The organism is Pseudooceanicola sp. (assembly GCF_041987405.1).
Lineage (GTDB): Bacteria > Pseudomonadota > Alphaproteobacteria > Rhodobacterales > Rhodobacteraceae > Pseudooceanicola.
The window spans coordinates 589,724-610,285 of sequence record NZ_JBHIWR010000003.1 but is presented as its reverse complement, the minus strand read 5'-3'; the positions used below and the strand labels follow the sequence as shown (position 1 = coordinate 610,285).

At 64.3% G+C, this 20,562-nt stretch carries 24 protein-coding genes; 12 read left to right on the top strand and 12 right to left on the bottom strand.

The annotated features are described in order from the left end of the window. The first annotated feature begins 169 nt into the window (after window positions 1-169). A complete protein-coding gene (locus ACFC2Y_RS10990) occupies window positions 170-340 on the top strand; it encodes a hypothetical protein (protein WP_375174440.1) in 171 nt (56 codons plus the stop codon). Between the two features lie 42 nt (window positions 341-382). Here ACFC2Y_RS10990 and ACFC2Y_RS10985 read toward each other — a convergent pair whose 3' ends face one another. After that, window positions 383-1,522: a sulfotransferase gene (locus ACFC2Y_RS10985; protein WP_375174441.1), complete on the bottom strand. Its 1,140-nt coding sequence runs from the start codon at window positions 1,520-1,522 to the stop codon at window positions 383-385. 278 nt (window positions 1,523-1,800) lie between these two features. On the opposite strand from ACFC2Y_RS10985, the gene rpsA reads away from it, so the two are divergent. The 4 genes from rpsA (at window position 1,801) to ACFC2Y_RS10965 (ending at window position 5,101) form a co-directional block, all read left to right on the top strand. Next, on the top strand, window positions 1,801-3,483 hold the full coding sequence (gene rpsA, locus ACFC2Y_RS10980) for a 30S ribosomal protein S1 (protein ID WP_375174442.1): 1,683 nt from the start codon (window positions 1,801-1,803) through the stop codon (window positions 3,481-3,483). Window positions 3,484-3,785: 302 nt separating this feature from the next. Continuing rightward, on the top strand, window positions 3,786-4,070 hold the full coding sequence (gene ihfB / locus ACFC2Y_RS10975; protein ID WP_375174443.1) for an integration host factor subunit beta: 285 nt from the start codon (window positions 3,786-3,788) through the stop codon (window positions 4,068-4,070). A 2-nt stretch (window positions 4,071-4,072) separates the two neighbouring features. Next, entirely contained in the window at window positions 4,073-4,414 is a 342-nt protein-coding gene (locus tag ACFC2Y_RS10970; RefSeq protein WP_375174444.1) for a lipopolysaccharide assembly protein LapA domain-containing protein, read from the top strand. A 27-nt stretch (window positions 4,415-4,441) separates the two neighbouring features. Further along, complete coding sequence (locus ACFC2Y_RS10965; RefSeq protein ID WP_375174445.1) at window positions 4,442-5,101, top strand: phosphoribosylanthranilate isomerase; 660 nt, start codon at window positions 4,442-4,444, stop codon at window positions 5,099-5,101. Here the strand turns inward: ACFC2Y_RS10965 and ACFC2Y_RS10960 are convergent. The 4 genes from ACFC2Y_RS10960 to soxR form a co-directional block, all read right to left on the bottom strand. Continuing rightward, window positions 5,080-5,910: a 4-(cytidine 5'-diphospho)-2-C-methyl-D-erythritol kinase gene (locus ACFC2Y_RS10960; RefSeq protein WP_375174446.1), complete on the bottom strand. Its 831-nt coding sequence runs from the start codon at window positions 5,908-5,910 to the stop codon at window positions 5,080-5,082. The two genes, ACFC2Y_RS10965 and ACFC2Y_RS10960, sit on opposite strands and share 22 nt — an antisense overlap. Before the next feature lie 3 nt (window positions 5,911-5,913). Continuing rightward, entirely contained in the window at window positions 5,914-7,620 is a 1,707-nt protein-coding gene (locus ACFC2Y_RS10955) for a tetratricopeptide repeat protein (RefSeq protein WP_375174447.1), read from the bottom strand. A gap of 131 nt (window positions 7,621-7,751) precedes the next feature. After that, window positions 7,752-9,401, bottom strand: coding sequence for a 4Fe-4S dicluster domain-containing protein (locus tag ACFC2Y_RS10950; RefSeq protein ID WP_375174448.1), 1,650 nt, complete (start codon window positions 9,399-9,401; stop codon window positions 7,752-7,754). A 117-nt stretch (window positions 9,402-9,518) separates the two neighbouring features. Continuing rightward, window positions 9,519-9,983, bottom strand: a complete 465-nt coding sequence (soxR, locus tag ACFC2Y_RS10945) for a redox-sensitive transcriptional activator SoxR (protein ID WP_375174449.1) — start codon at window positions 9,981-9,983, stop codon at window positions 9,519-9,521. A 71-nt stretch (window positions 9,984-10,054) separates the two neighbouring features. Between soxR and ACFC2Y_RS10940 the strand changes: the two genes are divergently transcribed. The 3 genes from ACFC2Y_RS10940 to ACFC2Y_RS10930 all read left to right on the top strand — a co-directional run bounded on the left by ACFC2Y_RS10940 (window position 10,055) and on the right by ACFC2Y_RS10930 (window position 12,076). Further along, window positions 10,055-10,438 carry a VOC family protein gene (locus ACFC2Y_RS10940; protein WP_375174450.1) on the top strand — a complete coding sequence of 128 codons (384 nt, stop codon included), beginning with the start codon at window positions 10,055-10,057 and terminating at the stop codon, window positions 10,436-10,438. A gap of 108 nt (window positions 10,439-10,546) precedes the next feature. Then, window positions 10,547-11,020, top strand: a complete 474-nt coding sequence (greA, locus tag ACFC2Y_RS10935; protein WP_375174451.1) for a transcription elongation factor GreA — start codon at window positions 10,547-10,549, stop codon at window positions 11,018-11,020. Between the two features lie 42 nt (window positions 11,021-11,062). Then, window positions 11,063-12,076 (top strand): hypothetical protein, encoded by a 1,014-nt coding sequence (locus ACFC2Y_RS10930; RefSeq protein WP_375174452.1) that lies wholly within the window; start codon window positions 11,063-11,065, stop codon window positions 12,074-12,076. 18 nt (window positions 12,077-12,094) lie between these two features. On the opposite strand, the gene mobA is transcribed toward ACFC2Y_RS10930, so the two are convergent. Beyond that, window positions 12,095-12,697 (bottom strand): molybdenum cofactor guanylyltransferase MobA, encoded by a 603-nt coding sequence (mobA, locus tag ACFC2Y_RS10925; protein WP_375174453.1) that lies wholly within the window; start codon window positions 12,695-12,697, stop codon window positions 12,095-12,097. Window positions 12,698-12,822: 125 nt separating this feature from the next. Between mobA and ACFC2Y_RS10920 the strand changes: the two genes are divergently transcribed. Then, window positions 12,823-13,542 (top strand): AzlC family ABC transporter permease, encoded by a 720-nt coding sequence (locus ACFC2Y_RS10920; RefSeq protein ID WP_375174454.1) that lies wholly within the window; start codon window positions 12,823-12,825, stop codon window positions 13,540-13,542. Next, window positions 13,539-13,865, top strand: coding sequence for an AzlD domain-containing protein (locus tag ACFC2Y_RS10915; RefSeq protein WP_375174455.1), 327 nt, complete (start codon window positions 13,539-13,541; stop codon window positions 13,863-13,865). Before ACFC2Y_RS10920 ends, ACFC2Y_RS10915 begins: the two co-directional genes overlap by 4 nt. 15 nt (window positions 13,866-13,880) lie before the next feature. Here the strand turns inward: ACFC2Y_RS10915 and ACFC2Y_RS10910 are convergent, their stop codons facing one another. Genes ACFC2Y_RS10910 through ACFC2Y_RS10890 form a run of 5 tightly spaced genes read right to left on the bottom strand, consistent with a single transcriptional unit; the run spans window position 13,881 to window position 17,911 of the window. After that, window positions 13,881-14,441, bottom strand: coding sequence for a hypothetical protein (locus tag ACFC2Y_RS10910; RefSeq protein ID WP_375174456.1), 561 nt, complete (start codon window positions 14,439-14,441; stop codon window positions 13,881-13,883). Window positions 14,442-14,494: 53 nt separating this feature from the next. After that, window positions 14,495-14,629 (bottom strand): aa3-type cytochrome c oxidase subunit IV, encoded by a 135-nt coding sequence (locus ACFC2Y_RS10905; protein WP_375174457.1) that lies wholly within the window; start codon window positions 14,627-14,629, stop codon window positions 14,495-14,497. Between the two features lie 56 nt (window positions 14,630-14,685). Continuing rightward, window positions 14,686-15,147: a hypothetical protein gene (locus ACFC2Y_RS10900; RefSeq protein ID WP_375174458.1), complete on the bottom strand. Its 462-nt coding sequence runs from the start codon at window positions 15,145-15,147 to the stop codon at window positions 14,686-14,688. Beyond that, on the bottom strand, window positions 15,147-16,187 hold the full coding sequence (locus ACFC2Y_RS10895; protein WP_375174459.1) for an MBL fold metallo-hydrolase: 1,041 nt from the start codon (window positions 16,185-16,187) through the stop codon (window positions 15,147-15,149). The genes ACFC2Y_RS10900 and ACFC2Y_RS10895 overlap by 1 nt, the downstream gene beginning before the upstream one ends. After that, on the bottom strand, window positions 16,184-17,911 hold the full coding sequence (locus ACFC2Y_RS10890) for an acyl-CoA dehydrogenase (RefSeq protein ID WP_375174460.1): 1,728 nt from the start codon (window positions 17,909-17,911) through the stop codon (window positions 16,184-16,186). The genes ACFC2Y_RS10895 and ACFC2Y_RS10890 overlap by 4 nt, the downstream gene beginning before the upstream one ends. Window positions 17,912-18,043: 132 nt before the next feature. On the opposite strand from ACFC2Y_RS10890, the gene ACFC2Y_RS10885 reads away from it, so the two are divergent. Then, window positions 18,044-18,988: an L-threonylcarbamoyladenylate synthase gene (locus ACFC2Y_RS10885; protein ID WP_375174461.1), complete on the top strand. Its 945-nt coding sequence runs from the start codon at window positions 18,044-18,046 to the stop codon at window positions 18,986-18,988. A gap of 6 nt (window positions 18,989-18,994) precedes the next feature. On the opposite strand, the gene ACFC2Y_RS10880 is transcribed toward ACFC2Y_RS10885, so the two are convergent. Further along, the gene (locus ACFC2Y_RS10880) at window positions 18,995-19,561 is read right to left on the bottom strand and encodes a YqgE/AlgH family protein (RefSeq protein WP_375174462.1); all 567 of its coding nucleotides are present in this window, start codon (window positions 19,559-19,561) and stop codon (window positions 18,995-18,997) included. Between the two features lie 139 nt (window positions 19,562-19,700). Between ACFC2Y_RS10880 and ACFC2Y_RS10875 the strand changes: the two genes are divergently transcribed. Beyond that, window positions 19,701-20,501: a protein-disulfide reductase DsbD domain-containing protein gene (locus tag ACFC2Y_RS10875; RefSeq protein WP_375174463.1), complete on the top strand. Its 801-nt coding sequence runs from the start codon at window positions 19,701-19,703 to the stop codon at window positions 20,499-20,501. The last annotated feature ends 61 nt before the right edge of the window (window positions 20,502-20,562 follow it).

Genomic DNA, 20,562 nt, shown 5'->3' with positions numbered 1-20,562 from the left:
CGGCGGGGCGTCAGTCCCTGCCGTGACGGGCCGCCACAGTTCTGCCCATCTGGTTAATTCCGATTCCGAAACGGTCTGTCCGGTATTCCATACTGAGAGATAGGGCGGTTCTGGTGTACTCTGGGGACGTTGATTTATTGAAAATCATTCGTTCAAGGAGTGCTTTGACATGTCCTATGTTTCTGATCACGCATCATTTTCCACCCCCAAGCGCGAGGCCGAGACGACCCGCCGGTCCGTCCCGGAAAGCGAGTGGCGGCAATATGATTTCGGCATGGACTGCCTGATCCCGGCCGAAGACTACGCCCTTCCCAAGGATCACGAGAACTACCGCGACTAATCTTTGGGCCCGGCCCGCCCGCTGTCTGGGAGCAAGGTGCTATCAGACCTTCCACTGACGCCGAATCATCGGTTCGTAGACGCGCCATGCATCCGCGATCTCGGGGCTGACGTCCTGCCGGATCTGCCACCGTGACAGGGTGTTGAAACTGGTCGCGGCCGAGGCGGGCGACAGACAGGCGTCTTCCCAGTCCAGGCCAAGCCGCGTGAGAACCGGTTGGAGGAAAGCCTTGGGGTCCTGCACGAAACTTTCGAATTGAAGATCGATCCACTGACCCGGCGCGGTGTAGGTCTTCCATGTCTCGCACATCCGGGTCTTGAGCGCGTATTGCGCGAGGATGTTGTCAAAGTTGTAGGCATAGTCATGCCCGCGGGCGAACTGGTTGCGGAAACAGCTCCAGCAGGTCGCAAGCCGGTCCCGTTCGGTGTGAATGATCAGCGCATCGGGAAAGAGGATCGGGATGGCAAAAGCGGACCAGTAATTGCCGGGCATCTTGTCGATGAGGATCTTGCCCGCTTTCCCCGCCGCCAGATTGTCCGGGGGCAGACTTTTCAGATAGTTCTGCCGCATCGCGTCCAGATCGGCTTTGGCGAAGGCGCGTACGGTGTCGGGGTTCGGGATGCCACGGGGTGCATTGACCGAAAGGTTCAGACCGGTCTGTTCTCCGACGCTTTCAATCTGCGAATGCGCGCTCAGCATCTGGGCGGTCAGACTGGTGCCGGAACGGGGCATCCCCAGCACGAACACCATTCGGGGCGGGATCGCGGGCAGGGGCGTGCGGCGTGCAGGTGGCTTGCGGGTGATTGCAAGGACCCGCTTCTTCCACGACTTCAGATCTGCAGTGGCGCCAAAGACCCTGTTGGCCTCGATGAATTTCCTGAACGCGTTGTCGTAGTCGCCAATGTCGTCCAGCGTCTTGCCCTGAAGGAACAGAACCATTGCGCGCGCGGGCTGGGCGAGGGCCTCTCCGCTGCCAATGGCAAGGAGGCGCTGAGTGATCGGATCGTCGGCAGACATCCGCCCCGCGTTCACGTAATTGAGGTATGCGGCCACGTTATTCGGGTCGATGCTGAACATCTCGTTGGCGAAGCGCCGCGCGATGCTGAAATTCCCCTTGTTCTGCTCTTCTTCGGCGCGGTTCGACAGAAGTTGCAGGCGGTTGAGGGTCGCTTGGGAGTGCATGGGTGTCCGCTTTTTGCGTGGTCACTGCCGGATTAATCCTTTTCCGCATCTGTGACCAGAGCGGCGGGAATGCGTGCGCGGAGGCTTTGGGGCTTGAATTGTTGCCGTTACGGGGGTATCTGACGCCCCGTCGACAAGGCGCAAAGCCGCGATGAAGAGATCGAGCAGGGTCGGAACTACCGGCCCTTTCTTCATTGCGGCGGCTCAAATGACCAACCCAAGACCGGCGGAGACAACCGCTCGGCCAGCATAAACCTTGAAAAGGAAATCAAAGCCACATGGCTCAGAACGCATCCATGGAGGAATTCGAAGCCCTCCTTAATGAAAGCTTCGAAATGGACACGCCCGAAGAGGGATCGGTTGTCAAAGGCAAGGTCATCGCGGTTGAAGCGGGACAAGCCATCATCGACGTCGGCTACAAGATGGAAGGCCGCGTTGATCTGAAAGAATTCGCAAACCCCGGTGAAGCGCCCGAGATCTCTGTCGGTGACGAGGTCGAAGTTTACCTGCGCGCGGCCGAAAACGCCCGTGGCGAAGCCGTCATCTCGCGCGAGATGGCCCGCCGCGAAGAAGCCTGGGACCGCCTGGAAAAAGCCTATGCCGACGACGCCCGCGTCGAAGGTGCGATCTTCGGTCGTGTCAAAGGCGGCTTCACCGTCGATCTCGGCGGCGCCGTGGCCTTCCTGCCCGGTTCGCAGGTTGACGTCCGCCCCGTGCGTGACGCAGGCCCGCTCATGGGTCTCAAGCAGCCGTTCCAGATCCTCAAGATGGACCGTCGCCGGGGCAACATCGTTGTCTCCCGCCGTGCGATCCTCGAAGAGAGCCGTGCCGAACAGCGTGCCGAGGTTATCTCGAACCTCGAAGAGGGTCAGACGGTCGACGGCGTGGTCAAGAACATCACCGAGTACGGCGCATTCGTCGACCTCGGCGGCGTTGACGGCCTGCTGCACGTGACCGACATGGCATGGCGCCGTGTGAACCACCCGTCCGAGATCCTGTCGATCGGCGAGACGGTCAAGGTTCAGGTCATCAAGATCAACAAGGACACGCACCGCATCAGCCTCGGCATGAAGCAGCTGCAGGAAGACCCGTGGGATCTGGTTGCGGCCAAGTACCCGCTGTCTTCGGTCCACCAGGGCCGCGTGACCAACATCACCGACTACGGCGCATTTGTTGAGCTGGAGCCCGGTGTCGAAGGTCTGGTCCACGTCTCCGAGATGTCCTGGACCAAGAAGAACGTGCACCCCGGCAAGATCGTCTCGACCTCCCAGGAAGTCGAAGTCATGGTTCTGGAAATCGACGGTGCCAAGCGCCGCGTGTCCCTGGGCCTCAAGCAGACGATGCGCAACCCGTGGGAAGTCTTTGCGGAAACCCATCCGGAAGGCACTGTTGTCGAAGGCGAGGTTAAGAACATCACCGAATTCGGTCTGTTCGTCGGCCTCGACGGCGACATCGACGGCATGGTTCACCTCTCCGACCTCAGCTGGGACGAGCGTGGCGAAGACGCCATCCAGAACTACCGCAAGGGCGACATGGTTCAGGCCGTCGTCTCCGAAGTCGACATCGAGAAGGAGCGCATCTCGCTCTCCATCAAGAATGTTGGCGGCGACAAGTTTGCGGATGCCGTTGGCGGCGTGAAGCGCGGCTCGGTCATCACCGTGACCGTGACGGCGATCGAAGATGGCGGGATCGAAGTGGAATACGAAGGCATGAAGTCCTTCATCCGCCGCTCCGACCTCAGCCGTGACCGCTCCGAACAGCGCCCCGAGCGTTTCTCGGTCGGCGACCACGTCGATGTCCGCGTCACCAATGTCGACAGCAAGACCCGTCGTCTGGGCCTGTCGATCAAGGCGCGCGAAATCGCGGAAGAGAAGGAAGCCGTGGAACAGTACGGTTCCTCTGATTCCGGCGCATCGCTCGGCGATATCCTGGGCGCGGCTCTCAAGTCCGACGACCAGTAATCGACGCAAAAGTGATTTGGAATGGCCCCGGGATCACCCGGGGCCTTTTCGTTTAACCGGCTGCAGTTTCACGGCTAACATGTTGCGAATCAGATGAAATTGCCGCGCCGCAGCGATTTGCGATTCCTTGGCCGGGAAGTGCCTGGCAAGGGGGAATTCAGCCAATTCCGGCCGCAAAACCCCGATTTTGCATGAAAATTCTCCCTGATCGGCGGGCCGATTCTGTTTCGGGACGTCACGAAACCTCCTATAGTCGTGAGGTGTCAGAAAGCGAAGCTATGTGACCTTGGGGAGTACTGCCGATGATCCGTTCCGAACTCATCCAGAAGATTGCCGATGAAAATCCGCATCTCTATCAGAGGGATGTAGAGAAAATCGTGAATGTGATCTTCGAGGAGATCATCGAGGCGATGGCCCGGGGCGACCGGGTGGAGCTGCGCGGATTTGGGGCCTTTTCGGTCAAGCAGCGGGATGCGAGAACGGGACGGAACCCGCGCACCGGCGAAGCGGTCGAGGTCGAGGAAAAGCATGTGCCTTTCTTCAAGACCGGCAAGCTGCTGCGCGATAGGCTGAACGGACAGGCTTAACCATGAGATACATTCGCTACCTTATCCTCGCTGTCATCGGCGTGGCGCTGATAGCTGTTGCGCTGGCCAATCGCGGTCTGGTGTCGCTGAAACTCCTGCCCGAGGGGTTGGCGCGGATCGCCGGGTTGAATCCCTCCATCGAGTTGCCGCTGTTCCTCGTGATATTCGGCGGTGTCGTCGTCGGGGTCCTGATCGGCTTCATCTGGGAATGGCTGCGCGAGCACAAGCATCGGGCCGAGGTCAGCCGAAAATCCAAGGAAGTCGGCAAGCTGGAGCGCGAGGTCAGGAAGCTCAAGGGCGAAAAGCATCAGGGCAAGGACGAGGTTCTGGCGCTGCTGGACTGACCCGGCCGGAGCGCTTAACAGCGTCTCATGGATATTCGTGTGAAAATCTGCGGCCTGCGCCGTCCGGAGGAGGTGGCGGCGGCGGCCCGCTCCGGGGCGGTCTACTGCGGCTTCGTCTTCTTTCCCAAATCCCCGCGCTGCGTGACGGTCGAAGAGGCCCGAGCACTGGCTGTCGATGCGCCGATTGGCCTGGCCAAGGTCGCCCTGCTGGTCGATGCAGATGATGCCTTGCTGGATGCGGTGACGGGGGCAGTGCCGCTGGACATGTTGCAACTGCACGGCACCGAAAGCCCGGAACGGGTCAGCGAGGTCCGCGCGCGGACGGGCCTGCCGGTGATGAAGGCCATCGGTGTTGCAGGGCCCGAAGATCTGAGCGCGATTGACGTCTATTCGCAGGTGGCGGACCAATTGCTGATCGACGCAAAGCCGCCCAAGGGCGCGGAGCTGCCGGGCGGGAACGGGCTGAGCTTTGACTGGCGGCTATTGGCGGGGCGGAAGTACTGGACCCGGCCCTGGATGCTGGCGGGTGGTCTGACGCCGCAGAACGTCGCGGAGGCCGTCCGGCTGACCGGGGCGCGGCAGGTGGATGTGTCGTCAGGCGTGGAAAGCGCGCCGGGGGTCAAGGACGCCGGGCTGATCGCGGAGTTCGTCGCCGCGGCGACCGGTCAGGTCAGTGAGACCGGCTGAACCCACCATTGCGGGCGGGCCAGGCGGGTGGCCATATCCTCGGCCGCTTTGCGTGTGTCGGTCAGGGCAAGGCAGGTGGCCCCCGATCCGGACATGCGGGCCAGGGGACAGGCCGGGTCATCGCGCAGGACGTTCAACGTTTCTGCGATTTCCGGGGCCAGCGCCTGTGCCGGGGCTTCGAGGTCGTTGCGCGTCGTGTGCAGCCAGTCGATCAGATCGGCGGTGGAGGCCCACGACGGCAGCTCCTGCGGCATCGGGGGATTGGTCCGGTTGCCAAGCCGGGCGAAGACACGCGGCGTCGGGACATCCACGCCGGGGTTCACCAGCACGCCGTGGAGCTCTGGCAGTTTGGGCACCGGGGTGACCACCTCGCCGATGCCCTGCATCCGCGCGGCCGTGGCGGTGACGCAGACGGGAACATCGGCGCCGAGAGACAGGGCGCCCGGTGGGATGGGGCGAGACGTGGCACGGGACAGGGCCCGCAACGTCGCCGCCGCATCGGAGGAGCCGCCGCCGATCCCGGCCATTGCGGGCAGGTGTTTCTCCAGCGTGATTTGCGCGGGCTGGCCAAAGGCCTCCGCCGCGCGGCAGACGAGGTTCTCAGGGCCGTCGGGGATGCCCCGTGCCCTGGGACCGGTGATCGTCAGGCTGGTTTCCGTGGCGGGCGTGACGGTCAGGTGGTCGCCGATATCGGCAAAGACCACGAGACTGTCGAGCAGATGATAGCCATCAGGCCGCTGTCCCGTGACATGCAGGGTGAGGTTGATCTTGGCCGGCGCAAAGTCCCGCTCGGCGCCCGGGGTCTGCATGGTTCAGCCGCCGCTCGACCCGTCCTGCGCCACTTTCAGCGGTTCGGAGCCTTCCTCGGCCAGGACCGCATCCAGCCCGACCTTCAGCTTGCGGCGGATGCGCGTCGCCTCTTCTTCTTCCGGGTCGAAGGAGAGGGCGCGGTGCCACTGGAACTTTGCCTCCAGCACGCGGCCGACGGCCCAGTAGACATCGCCCAGGTGGTCCGTGACGACAGGGTCGACCGGCATCAGTTCGGCGGCGCGTTCCATATGGCTGACGGCCTCTTCGTAGCGGCCGAGGCGATAGAGCGCCCAGCCCAGACTGTCGAGGATGTAGCCGCTGTCAGGCCGGGCCGCGACGGCCTGTTCGATCATGCCGAGCGCCTCGTCGAGGTTCTGCCGCTTCTCGACCATGGAGTAGCCGAGGTAATTGAGGACCCGCGGATGGCCCGGGTTCAGTTCCAGCGCGGCCCGGAAATCGGCCTCCGCTTCGGGCCAATGTCCCAGACGTTCGTGGCTGATGCCGCGGACGTAGAGGACGAACCACTGGCTGGGGTCCTCCTGGTCGTAGAGCGACAGGGCGGTGTCATAGGCCTTGATGGCGTCCATATAGCGGCTCATCCCGCGCAGCAGATCGCCGCGTGTCGTGTGGACTACCGGCAGGCTGTTGTAGGCCTGGGCAAGGCTGTCCAGAACCTCCAGCGCCGCGTCCTGGCGTCCGGATCTGCGCAGCGCGTCAGCGCGGCCCAGTTCGGCGACGTGGAAGGCGGGGCTGCCCTGCGGCACGCGCCGGTAGGCGGCGGTGGCCAGATCCGGCTGACCCAGGTTTTCCAGCAGTTCCGCCGACAGCAGGATCGCGTCGACATGGTCCCCGCGCAGCGCTTCGGCGATTCGGGAATAGATCAGGGTGTAGTCGTCGGTCGCCTCGCCCCGCAGGGCGGCGGCGACGGAGAAGAAGATCTCCGCCACGCCATCGCTCACCTTGGTGACATGGCTGAAGGGCAATGTCTCGCCAGCCTCAAGTGCCGCGCGCATCTTCGCCAGCCCGGGGTCCAGGTCATTGCCGAAGAGCCGGTCCAGCAACTGCAGCGCATCCCCGCCACGGTCGAGCTGGCTGAGCACCTCGATCCGGGCCATGGCGCCGCGGCGGGTCATCTGCAGCGGGTCGCCGGGGGTGGAATAGATCGCCTCGGAAGCCTCGAAATCGCCGACCATCGCCAGCGCCAGAGCCTTATGATAGAGCGCGAAGCCCCGCAGGCCCTTGGTCTCGGCCACCGCGTCGAAGGCGCTGAGCGCTTTGGTCATGTCGCCTGCGCCCAGTTGCGCCCAGGCGGCCATCAGACCATCGACCAGGGGGCCGACACCGCGGTCGTCCTCGACACGGTCGAGGACGGTTTGAAACTCGCCCTTCAGGAAGGCGTCGGCGGCGAGAATCGCCTGGGACACCTGGCTGCGAAGCGCCTGCTCCTCCATCCGTTCGGAAATCGTGACGGCGCGGGGCAGATCACCGGCCAACAGTTGCGACAGGGCTGCACCTTCCAGCAGTTGCGGATTGCGGGGGTCATCGCCCAGGGCGCGCACGTAATAGTAGACGGCGGCATCATAATCGCTGGACAGTTGCGCCTGGCGGGCTGCCAGGTAGTCGCCGGAATTGCCGGAAAGCGCCGGGCCAGCCGCAGTTGCAAGAATCGTTGCCGCCGCGATGGCGCGCCAAAAATGTACCGTCGTCATTGCGTCCCTCGCCTGTTCAGGGTGCGCCAAGATTACGGGAATGCGACAGGGAAACGCAATGCGGAGGAGCCGTCGCCCCTCCGCATTCCTGAAATTGTGACCTGAGCGGAACAGGTGTCGGCGAATATCGCCTACATGTTGGGATAATTCGGCCCGTCACCGCCCTGCGGCGTGGTCCAGTTGATGTTCTGCGGCGGGTCCTTGATATCGCAGGTCTTGCAGTGGACGCAGTTCTGGAAGTTGATGACGAACTTGGTGTCCTTGCCCTCTTCCGTGACGAACTCGTAAACGCCCGCCGGGCAATAGCGTGCCGAGGGGCCCGCGTATTTCGGCAGGTTGTCGAGGACCGGGATATTCGGATCCTTGAGCTTCAGGTGCGCGGGCTGGCTCTCTTCGTGGTTGGTCATCGAGAAGCTGACGTTGGTCAGACGGTCGAAGGACAGCTTGCCGTCGGGCTTGGGGTAGTCGATCGGCTTGTGCGCCGCGGCGGGTTCGGTGGCGGCCGCGTCAGTCTTGCCGTGTTTCATCGTGCCGAGCAGCGAGAAGCCGAAGGTGTTGGTCCACATGTCGAAGCCACCGACCGCGAGCGAGGGCAGCAGGCCGTATTTGGACCACAGCGGCTTGACGTTGCGCACCTTCTTGAGGTCCTTGCCGATCGCGCCGGTGCGAACCTCTTCCTCGTAATCGTGCAGTTCATCGCCCGAGCGCCCTGCCTGGATGGCTCTGTGGGCCGCTTCGGCTGCCGCCTTGCCGGACAGCATGGCGTTGTGGTTGCCCTTGATCCGCGGGACGTTGACCATGCCGACGGAACAGCCCAGCAGTGCGACCCCGGGGGCCACCATCTGCGGCATGGACTGATAGCCGCCTTCCGTGATCGCCCGCGCGCCATAGGCGACGCGCTTGCCGCCTTCCAGCAGCTCCGCGACCATCGGATGATGCTTGAAGCGCTGGAACTCCATGTAGGGGAAGAGGTGCGGGTTCTTGTAGTTCAGGTGAACCACGAAACCGATCAGAACCTGGTTGTTTTCGAAATGGTAGATGAAGGACCCGCCGCCTGCATTGTTGCCAAGAGGCCAGCCCATGGTGTGGGTGACGCTGCCCTCGCGGTGCTTGGCCGGGTCGATCTCCCAGATTTCCTTCATGCCGAGGCCGAATTTCTGCGGCTCCTTGCCGTCGGACAGGCCGTATTTCTCGATCACCTGTTTGGAGAGGGACCCGCGAACACCTTCGGAGAGGAAGACATATTTGCCGTGCAGCTCCATCCCGGGTTCGTAACCCGGTCCGGGGGTGCCATCGGGATTGAGACCAAATTCGCCGGCCACGACGCCCTTGATGTCGCCATTGTCGCCATAGACCAGTTCAGAACAGGCCATGCCGGGGAAGATCTCGACGCCCAGTTCCTCGGCCTGTTCGGCCATCCAGCGGCAGACATTGCCCATGGAGACGATGTAGTTGCCGTGGTTGTTCATCAGCGGCGGCATGGGGAAGTTCGGCACACGCAGCTTGCCTGCCTCGCCCAGCATGTAGAAGTTGTCATCCTTGACCGGCACGTTCAGCGGCGCGCCCTTTTCCTTCCAATCGGGGATCAGCGCGTCCAGGCCGCAGGGATCCAGCACGGCACCAGAGAGGATATGCGCCCCGACCTCGGAGCCCTTCTCCAGCACGACAACGTTGATCTCGCTGTCGAGCTGTTTCAGCCGGATCGCCGCCGACAGGCCGGCAGGGCCTGCGCCAACGATGACCACATCATATTCCATCGCCTCACGCTGCACTTCGGTCATGATCTTTCCTCTCCCTAGGCGGGCCGTTTGCGAAATAAAGTTTCGCAGTAGTTATCGTGCGGCGGTGCAGCGGGTCAATCGCGACAACGCGTCAAAACACCCTTCTTTGAACGGATCTCAGGGATTTTCGTCCGCATCGGGGCTGTCCCCCATGAGATAGCGCGGTCCGGCCCCATGTCTCGCCGCGCGGTCATCGGGATTGTAAAGACGGCAGCGATCCAGCGACAGGCAACCGCAGCCGATGCACCCGTCCAGATCGTCGCGCAGCTTCTCCAAGGTGGCGATGCGCCGGTCCAGATCGGCGCGGTAGGTTGCCGAAAGTTTGCGCCAGTCGGCCGCCGTCGGCGTACGCCCCTGCGGCAGGGTGGAGAGCTGCGCGCGAATCTCCGAAATCGAGAAGCCGAGTTGCTGGGCGATCATGATGAAGCTGAGCCGCCGGATATCCGCTTTTTCGAACTGGCGCTGCCCGCCGGGGCCGCGACCCGGCGCGACCAGGCCCTGGTCCTCGTAATAGCGGATGGCCGAGGGGGCCAATCCGGTGCGGCTGGCAAGGTGGCTGATCGGCAAGCCTCTGGATTTCATGGAATCATTCCCGTTGACTTCAAGCTAACTTGAGGAATTACAACAATCGCGTCAACCAAAGGAGATAGATCATGATCAGATTGGAACACGCGAATGTCACGGTGTCTGACCCCGATGCGACCGCCGCCTGGCTTGGTGAGGTTTTTGGCTGGACCGTTCGCTGGTCCGGACCTGCGATGCAGACCGGTCGATCCGTCCATGTGGGAACGTCCGAGGGCTACGTCGCGCTCTTTTCCCCAGGCGAAACGACGCCAACAAGCGAAGATAGCTATCGCACGGCTGGCATGCTGAACCACCTTGCCGTCTTCACCGATGAAGACATCGACGCGGTTGAGGCCCGGGTGCGCAAGGCGGGGTTCACGCCTGGCACGCAATATGACTATGCGCCCGGCCGCCGGTTCTATTTCGACGATCACGACGGGATCGAATGGGAGGTCGCCTCGCATCAGACGTGACGCCATTTCGCTTGCAATTGCTCGCCCGATTGGGTGAGGTATCCAGATGTGAACGACCACGAAGGGGCCTTTACCAGAGGCCCCTTCGTCATTGCCGTGGAGGAGCCTATGGAAAAGATCCCTATGACGCGCACCGGTCACCGGGCGCTTGAGGCCGAGCTGAAGCACCTCAAGTCCGTGGAGCGTCCGGCGATCATCCAGGCCATCGCGGAGGCGCGAGAGCTGGGAGACCTGTCGGAGAATGCCGAATATCATTCGGCGCGCGAAAAGCAGTCCTTTATCGAAGGTCGGATCAAGGAGCTTGAGGGTGTGATCTCTCTTTCCGATGTGATCGACCCGTCGACGCTGTCCGGCAATGTGAAGTTCGGCGCGAAGGTCACGGTCGTCGACGAGGATACGGACGAGGAAAAGGTCTGGCAGATCGTTGGCGAATACGAGGCCAATATCGAAAAGGGTCTGCTCAACATCAAATCGCCGATCGCGCGGGCGCTGATCGGCAAGGATGAAGGCGACTCCGTCGAGGTTCGGACCCCTGGCGGAGAACGGTCCTATGAAATCCTCAAGATCGAGTATGGTGGGTAACAGGGCGGGTCTTCCGCGCCAGGCATCGCATCAGGACCGGTGATGAACGACAAATCCGATACAAGCCCGACTCCGATCGGGGTCTATGGCCGCGTTGGCGGTGCCCGCATCACCTCGGTCGAGGTGATTGCCGGTCTTGTGTCCGTGCTGTGGTTGCTGGGGGCCGGGGTGTTTTTCCTTGTCCTTGGGGCGGGTGAGGCCGGGACACTGGAATGGCTGACCGCCGTCATGCTGGTGCTCGCCATCATCCTGCCTGTTGCGATGATCTGGGTTGTCGTCGCCGTGGCCCGGTCCAGCCGCGCGGTGCGCGAAGACAGCCAGCGCCTGCAGGCGGCGGTGGAGGCGATCCGCGACAGCTACATGTCCGGCATGCGCCCGCCGACCGACGAGGCGGGGGAGGATTCGATCTCGCGCAAGCTGGATGAAATCGCCGCCGCGCAGCGCAAGACGGAAACGGCCCTCGCCACCTTCCACTCCACCCGCAGCAGCGAGGCGCCCAAACGGGAAACGCCCGAACCTGCGCCGGTGCCGCAGGAGGATCAGGCGCCGCTGCCCCTGGACGTGGCGGCGGATGCGGAGCAGGTGAAGCTGCCGAACAGCACGCTGATCCGGGCGCTGAACTTCCCCGAAACGGCCGAGGATGAGGATGGCTTTGCCGCCCTGCGCACCGCCTTGCGAGACAGGGTGACGGCCAACCTCGTGCAGGCGGCGCAGGATGTTCTGACGCTGCTGAGCCAGGATGGCATCTATATGGACGACCTGCGCCCCGACATGGCGCGGCCCGAACTGTGGCGGCGGTTCGCGCAGGGTGAGCGCGGGCGGGTCGTGGCCGGGCTTGGCGGTATTCGCGACCGGTCCTCGCTGGCGCTGACGGCGGGGCGGATGCGGCAGGATCCGATCTTTCGCGACGCGGCGCATCACTTCCTGCGCCGGTTCGATGCGATGTTGCAGGATTTCGAACCCTCCGCGACGGATCAGGAGATCTCTTCGCTGGCCGAAACGCGCACGGCGCGGGCCTTCATGCTGCTCGGGCGTGTGGCCGGGGTCTTTGCCTGACGGCCTTGCACGCCAATCTCACTTCTTCTGCAAGGCGCCCTCTGCCCGGGCCAGGTCTTCTGGCGTGTTGACGTTGAAGAAGGGGTCGGGATCGGTCGCGGGGAAGGCCACAGCGGTGGCCCCCGCGCTTTCAGCAAATTCCATCATCCGCCGGGTGCCTGCCTGCAGCGCCTCGGCCAGCGTGTCACGCCAGGCCACGGGCCAGAGGCCGACGACCGGGTGCAGCCTCCCTGCGCTCTGCGCCAGAACCGGCGCGCCCGTGGCGGTTTCTGCGGCCAGCATCAGGCGGGGCAGCAGATCACCCGGCAGGAACGGCGTGTCGGCGGGCACGGTGACCACGCATTCGGCACCCTGACCCAAGGCCCAGTCAATCGCCGTCAGCACACCGGCCAGCGGGCCGGGGCGGTCGGGCAACGCATCAGGCAGGATGGGCAGGCCAAATCGCACATAGTCCCCCGCCGGGCCGTTGGTGTTGAGCGCGAGCGCCGTCGTCTGCGGCGCGATACGGTCGATGACATGGGCCAACAGGGGGCGATTGGCGAGCAACATCAGACCCTTGTCCATGCCGCCCATGCGACGCGATGCGCCACCGGCCAGAATGACCACGGGGGGCGGGGTCATGCAGGACTGTCCGGGCGGCGCGCAGGCGCGCACAGGGCAAGGACGGGTTTGTTCCCGGGGTGAGATTGCATCGGCATTGCAGGCGTCCTAGAGCATGGGTCCTGTCTTATTACGAGCTTTGCCAGATGTCCTCCACTCCACAAGCCGCCTATTGGCAGGGTTTCCGCGATGGTCTGCCGTTTCTGCTGGTCATGATGCCCTTTTCGCTGCTCTTCGGCGTCGTGGCGACCGAAGCAGGGCTGAACGTCTTCGAGGCGCTGAGCTTTTCCGTCGTGGTGATCGCAGGGGCCGCGCAGTTCACGGCGGTGCATCTGCTGCAGAACGACACGCCCACGGTCATCGTCGTGTTGTCGGCCCTGGCGGTGAACCTACGCATGGCGATGTATTCGGCCTCGCTGACCCCGCATCTGGGGGCGGCACCGCTTTGGAAACGGGCCTTCATCGCCTATTTCCTGGTGGACCAGAGCTACGCGCTGTCGATCTCGGCCTTCGAGAAACGCAGAGAATGGAGCCTTGCTCAGAAGGTGGCCTATTTCTTCGGGACCGTCACGCCGATCTGTCCGATGTGGTATGTGCTGACCTTGGTCGGGGCGCTGATCGGCAATGCGATCCCGCCGGAGTATGCTCTGGATTTCGCCATGCCGATCACCTTCATCGCCATGATCGCGCCGATGCTGCGGTCGCTGCCGCATCTTGCGGCGGCGCTTGCGGCCATTGTCGCCTCGCTGCTGCTGGCGGGGCTTCCGCTGAACCTCGGGCTGATGGTTGCGGCGGTTGTCGGGATGGTCGTCGGGGCGCAGGCGGAGCTGGTGATGACCCGGCACAGCAAGGAGGCGGTTCAATGATCGACCGGCTGGACCTCTGGATCGTGATCTTCGCGCTTGGGCTGGGCAGCTTTGGCCTGCGCTTCATCTTTCTGGGATGGATCGGTGACCGGGCTCTGCCGGAATGGGTGCTGCGGCATCTGCGCTATACGGCCGTCGCGGTTCTACCGGCGCTGGTGGCCCCGCTGGTCGTCTGGCCCGCCGCAACGGGGGGCGAGGCCGATCCGGCCCGCATGGGCGCCGCGATCGTGGCGCTGGTCGTCGGGCTGGCCACGGGGCGCGTCTTCGCGGCCATCGTGGGTGGGTTCACGACCCTCTACGCACTGCTCTGGATCATCGGCTGAGGGCGATGCGGCCGGTCAGTCTTCTTCGACGATGGAATCGGAAGTGGCCCCGGGCAGGGAAACCACCTGCGCTTCCAACTGCTTGGGATAGAAGGTCCGCTGGACATGCTGAAACCCGGGAAGGGTTTGCAGGATGGCTGAGGTGCTTTGAGCACAATGGGCCGCAGCGACGGGGCCGTTGGCCTTGACCTTCTGCAGGGCCATCGCCGCAACCTCGGGCGTGACGGGGATATTGACCTTGCGGACATAGAAGGTCGACCGCGCGTGGGAGCTGGAGTAGGCCTTTTCCACGGCAGGCGAGAACCCATAGAGCACATCACCGGAGCGCGGAACGCCTTCGGCCTTGAAGCTGCCGGCCGGGTCGAAGAGGACGGTTTCCGAGGCGTTGACCTCAAGCGCGGTATGGGCCCCTGCGCCGGAGCGCCGGTTGATCACCGTGTAGAGTGTCAGAGAGGTCGGCCCGGCGTTGCGATAGGAGACCTGCGCCAGTTCGGCGGGCGGCTGAAAATCCGGGTTCCGGGGGGCGCAGCCAGCGACTATCGCAACCGCAGCCAAGGCAAGAAACAGGCGTTTCATCGTCGTCTCCTGTCCAGGCGACTGTTGTCCGGGCGGCTGTCGCCCAACAATGGTTAACCGTTGACGAGCGCCATGAAGATCAGGAGCAGGATTGAGAGGCCGGCAACCCAGGAAGACACCTTAATGAAGCCTTCAAAGGTCTTTTCCTGAACCGTGATGTCCATTTCGCCGTGCTTGTGTTCGGCCATGTCGGTCGTCCTTCTGAAATCGTTCGGTTGCTGGTTAGCCGATTCAGCCGAGGCTGTCACGCCTCGGGCTGGGTCTTGGTCGACTTTTCCAGATCGCGTCGCAAACGGAACCCGATCCGGTTCGGTGCGGGGCGTTCCGGCATCTTCGGCATCGCGCGAAGCGAGACGGACAGCTGCGAGACATGCTGCACGAGCTGGGTTTTCACGCCTTGGGCATCGGTGCCGTAGAAGGTCAGGATATCCGGGTCGAAAAAGCCCATCCCCTCGATCCGGAGCACGCCGGTCTCGCCCCCGACGAACCCCATGGCGACCTCCTGATCCGCGTTGAGCCCCTCTTCGAAGGACTGGATGTAGAGGATCAGGCGTTCGTAGGCCCATTCGGCCGGGCTCTTGGCCTTGGTCGGCTTCTGCGTGACATGATCGGGCAGGGTGTCGCCGCCCTCGCGCAGCGCCTCATGGCGGCGGGGCAGGACGTCGTCCTCGGCGGCTTCGGCGCTGGTTGAAATGCTGTCATCCATCAGATCGCCTTCCAGAGATAGGCCCCGTCCTCGCGCAGGGTGCGGGAGGCCTTCCCGATCTTGTGCAGGTGCTGGAGGTGGGCATAGGCCTCGACCATGGCAAGGTTGTAGATCGCGTCCACGATCTCGCGCTTGAAGAGGGGGGAGAAACATTCGACCGCGACCTTCGGCTCCTCGATGTGCTTCAGCAGGCGGTCGAGGCAGGAATGGTGGTTTTCGATCAGGTCGTTCATGCGGCGCGGCAGACCGGTGAAGGGCAGTTTGTGACCGCCGATCACCACGTGATCCTCGCGGGCGAGGGGGGCGAGCCGTTCGCAAGCCTCCAGCCACTCGGCCAGAGGGTCGGCCTCCGGTTCGGCGGGCTGGACGCCGACGTTCGGGCTGATCGTCGGCAGCACCTGGTCGCCGGCGATGACGAGGTTGTCGTCGCGCGACCACATGGTCACATGCTCCGGCGCATGGCCGTTGCCCATGTGGATGTCCCAGTCGCGTCCGCCCGCGCGGATCACGTCGCCCTGCTGGATGCGGATATGGCCCGTGGGCACGTCATGGCAGATGTCGGCGAAGTTGAAGGGGCGTTCCTTCTTCTTCTGTTCGATCCGGGCAGGGGGCATCCCGGCGCGATGCCAATAGCGGATCGAGGCCTCGGTCGGGCGTTCCTCTATATCCATCACCAGCATCCGGGTCAGCAGATAGGTGGTGCGGGAGGCCCAGTGTTCGGCGCCGTGCTTCTGCATGAACCAGCCGACCATGCCGACGTGGTCGGGGTGGTGGTGGGTGGAGATGATGCGGCTGACCGGCTTGCCCTTCAGCGGGCCTGCGAGGTTCTGCTCCCAGTAACCAACGGTCTTTTTCGAATATGCCCCGGTGTCCACCAAGGTCCAGCTGTCGCCCTCGTCCAGGGCGACAACGTTGATCCACTTCAGCGGGGATTCCAGCGGCAGCGCCATCCACAGCACGCCCTCCGCGATTTCTACGGCCTCGCCCGCTTCGGGGACGTCAGGCCAGGGAAAGGCGAGTGCGGCGTGGTCGGACTTCAAGCTGTCAGCTCCTCTGTCGTGAAGGCGTATAGGTCGGCGGCGCCACAGGTGGCATGGGCGAGGTGGCCTGCATGTTCCGGCAGAAGGCGCGAGATGTAGAACCTTGCCAGTCGGGTGCGCGGGCCATCCCCGCCCTCGGCCATGGCGGCCTTCAGGTGGTAATGCGCGCCCAGCACCCGGGCAAAGCCCATCAGATAGGGCACGGCGCCGGCAAAACGGTCGTTCAGGTCACCCTGGCCCGCCATCCATTCGGTGGCCTCGCGCAGGGTTTCGGCCGCATCCCAGACCGCCGCACCCATGTCGGGCAGGGTGGCGCGGGCGGTTTCCGCGGTGCTCTCGATCTCGTCGATCAGGGCGGTGGCCGTCTCGCCGCCGTCCATCATCTTGCGGGCCACCATATCCATCGCCTGGATGCCGTTGGTCCCCTCGTAAATCGCGGTCACCCGGACGTCGCGCGAATACTGCGCGGCGCCGGTTTCCTCGATGAACCCCATGCCGCCGTGCACCTGCACGCCCAGTTCGGACACAGTGATGCCGGTTTCCGTGCCGAAGGTCTTGGCGATCGGGGTGAGGAAGGCGGCGCGGGCGTGCCAGGCCTTGTCCCCGGTGGCCGTGGCCATGTCGAGGGCCACGCCGCAGGCGAGGGCGATGGCGCGGGCGGCGAAGGTATCGGCCTTCATCGTGGCCAGCATACGGCGGACATCGGCAAAGTCGACAATCGCGCCGGTGCCGTCGTCCTGTCCCTGCAGCGGCGTCTTGCCCTGCTTCCGCTCCAGCGCGTAGGTCTGCGCATGTTGCAGCGCCGCCTCGGCGATGCCGATGCCCTGCATCCCGACGGCCAGGCGGGCGCTGTTCATCATGGTGAACATCGCGGCCATGCCCTTGTGCTCCTCGCCGATCAGCCAGCCGGTGGCGCCCGCATATTCCATCACGCAGGTTGGCGAGCCGTGGATGCCCATCTTGTGCTCCAGCGACACGACGCGGAGGCTATTGGGATCGCCGAGCGAGCCGTCCTCGTTCGGGATGAACTTGGGCACCATGAAAAGGCTGATGCCCTTGGTGCCGGGAGCGGCGTCGGGCAGACGGGCCAGAACGGCGTGGCAGACGTTGCCGCCAAAGTCGTGATCGCCCCAGGAAATGTAGATCTTCTGCCCGGAAATCGCATAGGTGCCGTCGCCGTTCGGCACCGCCTTTGTGGTCAGGGCGCCAACGTCCGAACCGGCCTGCGGTTCGGTCAGGTTCATGGTGCCGGTCCACTCGCCCGAGATCATCTTGGACAGGTAGAGCTCCTTCATCCAGTCGGGCGCGTGGTGGTCCAGCGCCTCGATCTGGCCCTGGGTCAGCAGGGGGTTCAGGCCAAGCGACATGCAGGACCCTGAAAAGAGGTCGTTGACAGCACAAGTGAGCGACTGCGGCAGGCCCATCCCGCCGTACTCCACCGGGGCGGACAGGCCGAGCCAGCCGCCGTCCTTGATCGCGGCGTAGCCCTCGGCAAAGCCCTTGGAGGTGCGGACGACCCCGTTCTCCAGTTTGGCGGGGTAGAGGTCACCGTTGCGGTTCAGCGGGGCCAGAACCTCGTCCGCCAGTTTGCCGACCTCGGTCAGGATGGCCTCGACCGTGTCGGGGGTCGCTTCGGCAAAGGTCTCTGTCTCGGCGACGGCGGAAAAGCCGACGATATGATCCAGCACGAACTTGTACTCGGCCACGGGGGAACGATAGGGCATTGGGTCCTCCTCCTCTGACGGCGGCACGCTTGGCAAGCGGTCCGGCGTTCTCTATGCACCTGTTTAGCCGGGAAGGCTAGACGCAGCCCGACCGGCGGCAACCCCGAACGCGGCGTCACGAGCTGGGCCAGCATGACAGAGCTTTTGCCAAATACCGACGCCGGGATCGCCCGGGCCGCTGCCATACTGAAGAGGGGCGGGCTGGTCGCGATGCCGACGGAAACAGTCTACGGGCTGGCCGGGGATGCGTCGAACGATGCAGCTGTGGCCGGGATTTATGCGGCCAAGGATCGTCCGGAATTCAACCCGCTCATCGTGCATGTGGCCGAGGCCGCGCAGGTGGATCGGCTGGTGCATGTGCCGCCTGCCGCCCTGCCGCTGATGCGGGCCTTCTGGCCCGGGCCGCTGACCCTTGTCCTGCCGTTGCGCGAGGGGGCTCCTGTCTCTCCGCTGGTGACGGCGGGGTTGGATTCCCTGGCGGTACGTATCCCGGCGCATCCGGTCGCGCGGGCGCTGTTGCGGGCCTTTGGTGGCGGGGTCGCGGCCCCTTCGGCCAACCCTTCGGGCCGGATCAGCCCGACGGCGGCGGCGCATGTGATGGCCGGTCTTGGGGGGCGGATCGACGCGGTGCTAAACGGGGGCGACTGTTCCGTCGGGGTCGAAAGCACGATCCTGGGGTTCCAGGGCGAAACCCCGGTGATCTTACGCGAAGGCGGCGTGACGGCGGAGGCGATCGGCCGCATCCTGGGCCACGCCCCGGCGCGGCGCGATGAGGGCGCGGCGATATCCGCCCCGGGCCAGATGGTATCGCATTACGCGCCGCGCGGGCGGGTCAGGCTCAATGTCACGGACCCGGAACCGGGTGAGACGGTGTTGGGCTTCGGCCCGATGCCCTGCGATCTGAACCTGTCAGTGCGTGGCGATCTGGTGGAGGCGGCGGCGAACCTGTTCCGCCGGTTCCACGATCTGGACGAGATGGGGGCGGAGCGGATCGCGGTCGCGCCGGTGCCGGACCATGGGCTGGGCGCGGCGATCAATGACCGGCTGCGCCGGGCGGCAGCGCCGCGCGGGGCGTAAGGCCCGTCAGGCGCGGCCTGCGGTACTGGACAGGGTGAGGGCGGATATATTCTCGTTCGCCAGGGCCGCTTCCCATTTCCGCGCGTCCGGCGTGGCAAAGATCAGCGGCAGGGAGGCATCCCCGACCAGCCAGGCGTTCTGCGCCAATTCGCTTTCCAGCTGCCCCGGACCCCAGCCACAATAGCCCAGGCAGATCATCGCCACATCGGGACCGGTGCCTTCGACCAGGTCTTCGATCACGTCCAGCGTGCCGGTCATGGAGATGTCCTGATTGACGGTCAGGGTGGAGATCGCGCTGGTGTAGTCCGCGGTGTGCAGGACAAAGCCGCGTTCCTGTTCCACCGGGCCACCGGTGTGGACCGGGCGGTTCTGGAACCCCGCGTCGGCCTCGATATCCAGCTGTTCGGCCAGATGGGCCAGGGTGATCCCCTCCGACGGGACATTGATGATCAGCCCCATGGCGCCCTCGTAAGAGTGGGCGCAAAGGAGGATCACGCTTCGGTCAAAGCGCGTGTCGCCCATGTCCGGCATGGCGATCAGGGTTTTTCCGGTCAGGTTGGTTGCGTCGTGCAAATCGGGGGTCCGCCGATAGGAGGAAGGGTCGCCTTTAACTTGAGGCGTATGTTACCGGGTTTCAACGGTTGGTCACAGATTCGACATTCGCGGCAATGTGAGTTGGACAGGGGCAGCGCCTGCGGCATGTGATATCTCCATGATGATCCGCATTCTTGCCCTGCTGTCCACCCTGGCCGCCGCGACACCGCTGGCGGCCAACCCCTATGCCGACAATGTCTCCGTCCGGTTGCTGCCGGGCTGGCAACAGGCGGACGGGTCGCATGTGGCGGCGCTGGAACTGCGGCTGGCCGAGGGGTGGAAGACCTATTGGCGCGCGCCGGGCGATGCCGGGGTGCCGCCGATCTTTTCCTGGGGCGGGTCCGACAATGTCGCCTCGGTCGATGTGATCTGGCCCCGGCCGGAGGTTTTCTATCAGAACGGGATGCGGTCGATCGGGTACAGCGATACGGTCGTGCTGCCGCTGCATGTCCACCCCCGGGCGGATGGTGCGGTGGCGCTGGACGGCGAACTGCAGATCGGCATCTGCTCGGACATCTGCGTGCCACTGAGTGTCGATCTCAACACGGTCGCCCTGCCCGAGGGGCGGCGCCCCGTCGCCGCGATTGCCGCCGCGCTGGCGGAGCGGCCTTTCTCCGAAAGGGATGCCGGGGTCGGTCGGGTGACCTGCGATGTCACACCGGCGGGCAAACGCACCAAGGTCCGGGCGGAGATCGAGATGCCTGCTGTCGGCGGGAAGGAAGTCGTCGTTCTGGAAACCTCCGATCCCGCGATCTGGGTGTCCGAGGCGCGGACGCAGCGGGTCGGCAACCGTCTGATCGCCGAGGCGGAGATGATGTCGATGCGGGGCGGGGCGATGATGTTCGACCGCTCCGGCGTGCGGATCACCGTTCTGGGGGGCGGCAAGGCTGTGGATATCCAGGGCTGCACCGGCCGCTGACCATTCCTTGAAACACGTCCCGGCCCTGTGCCGGGACCTCGTCCCGTAAAGGGCACCTCGT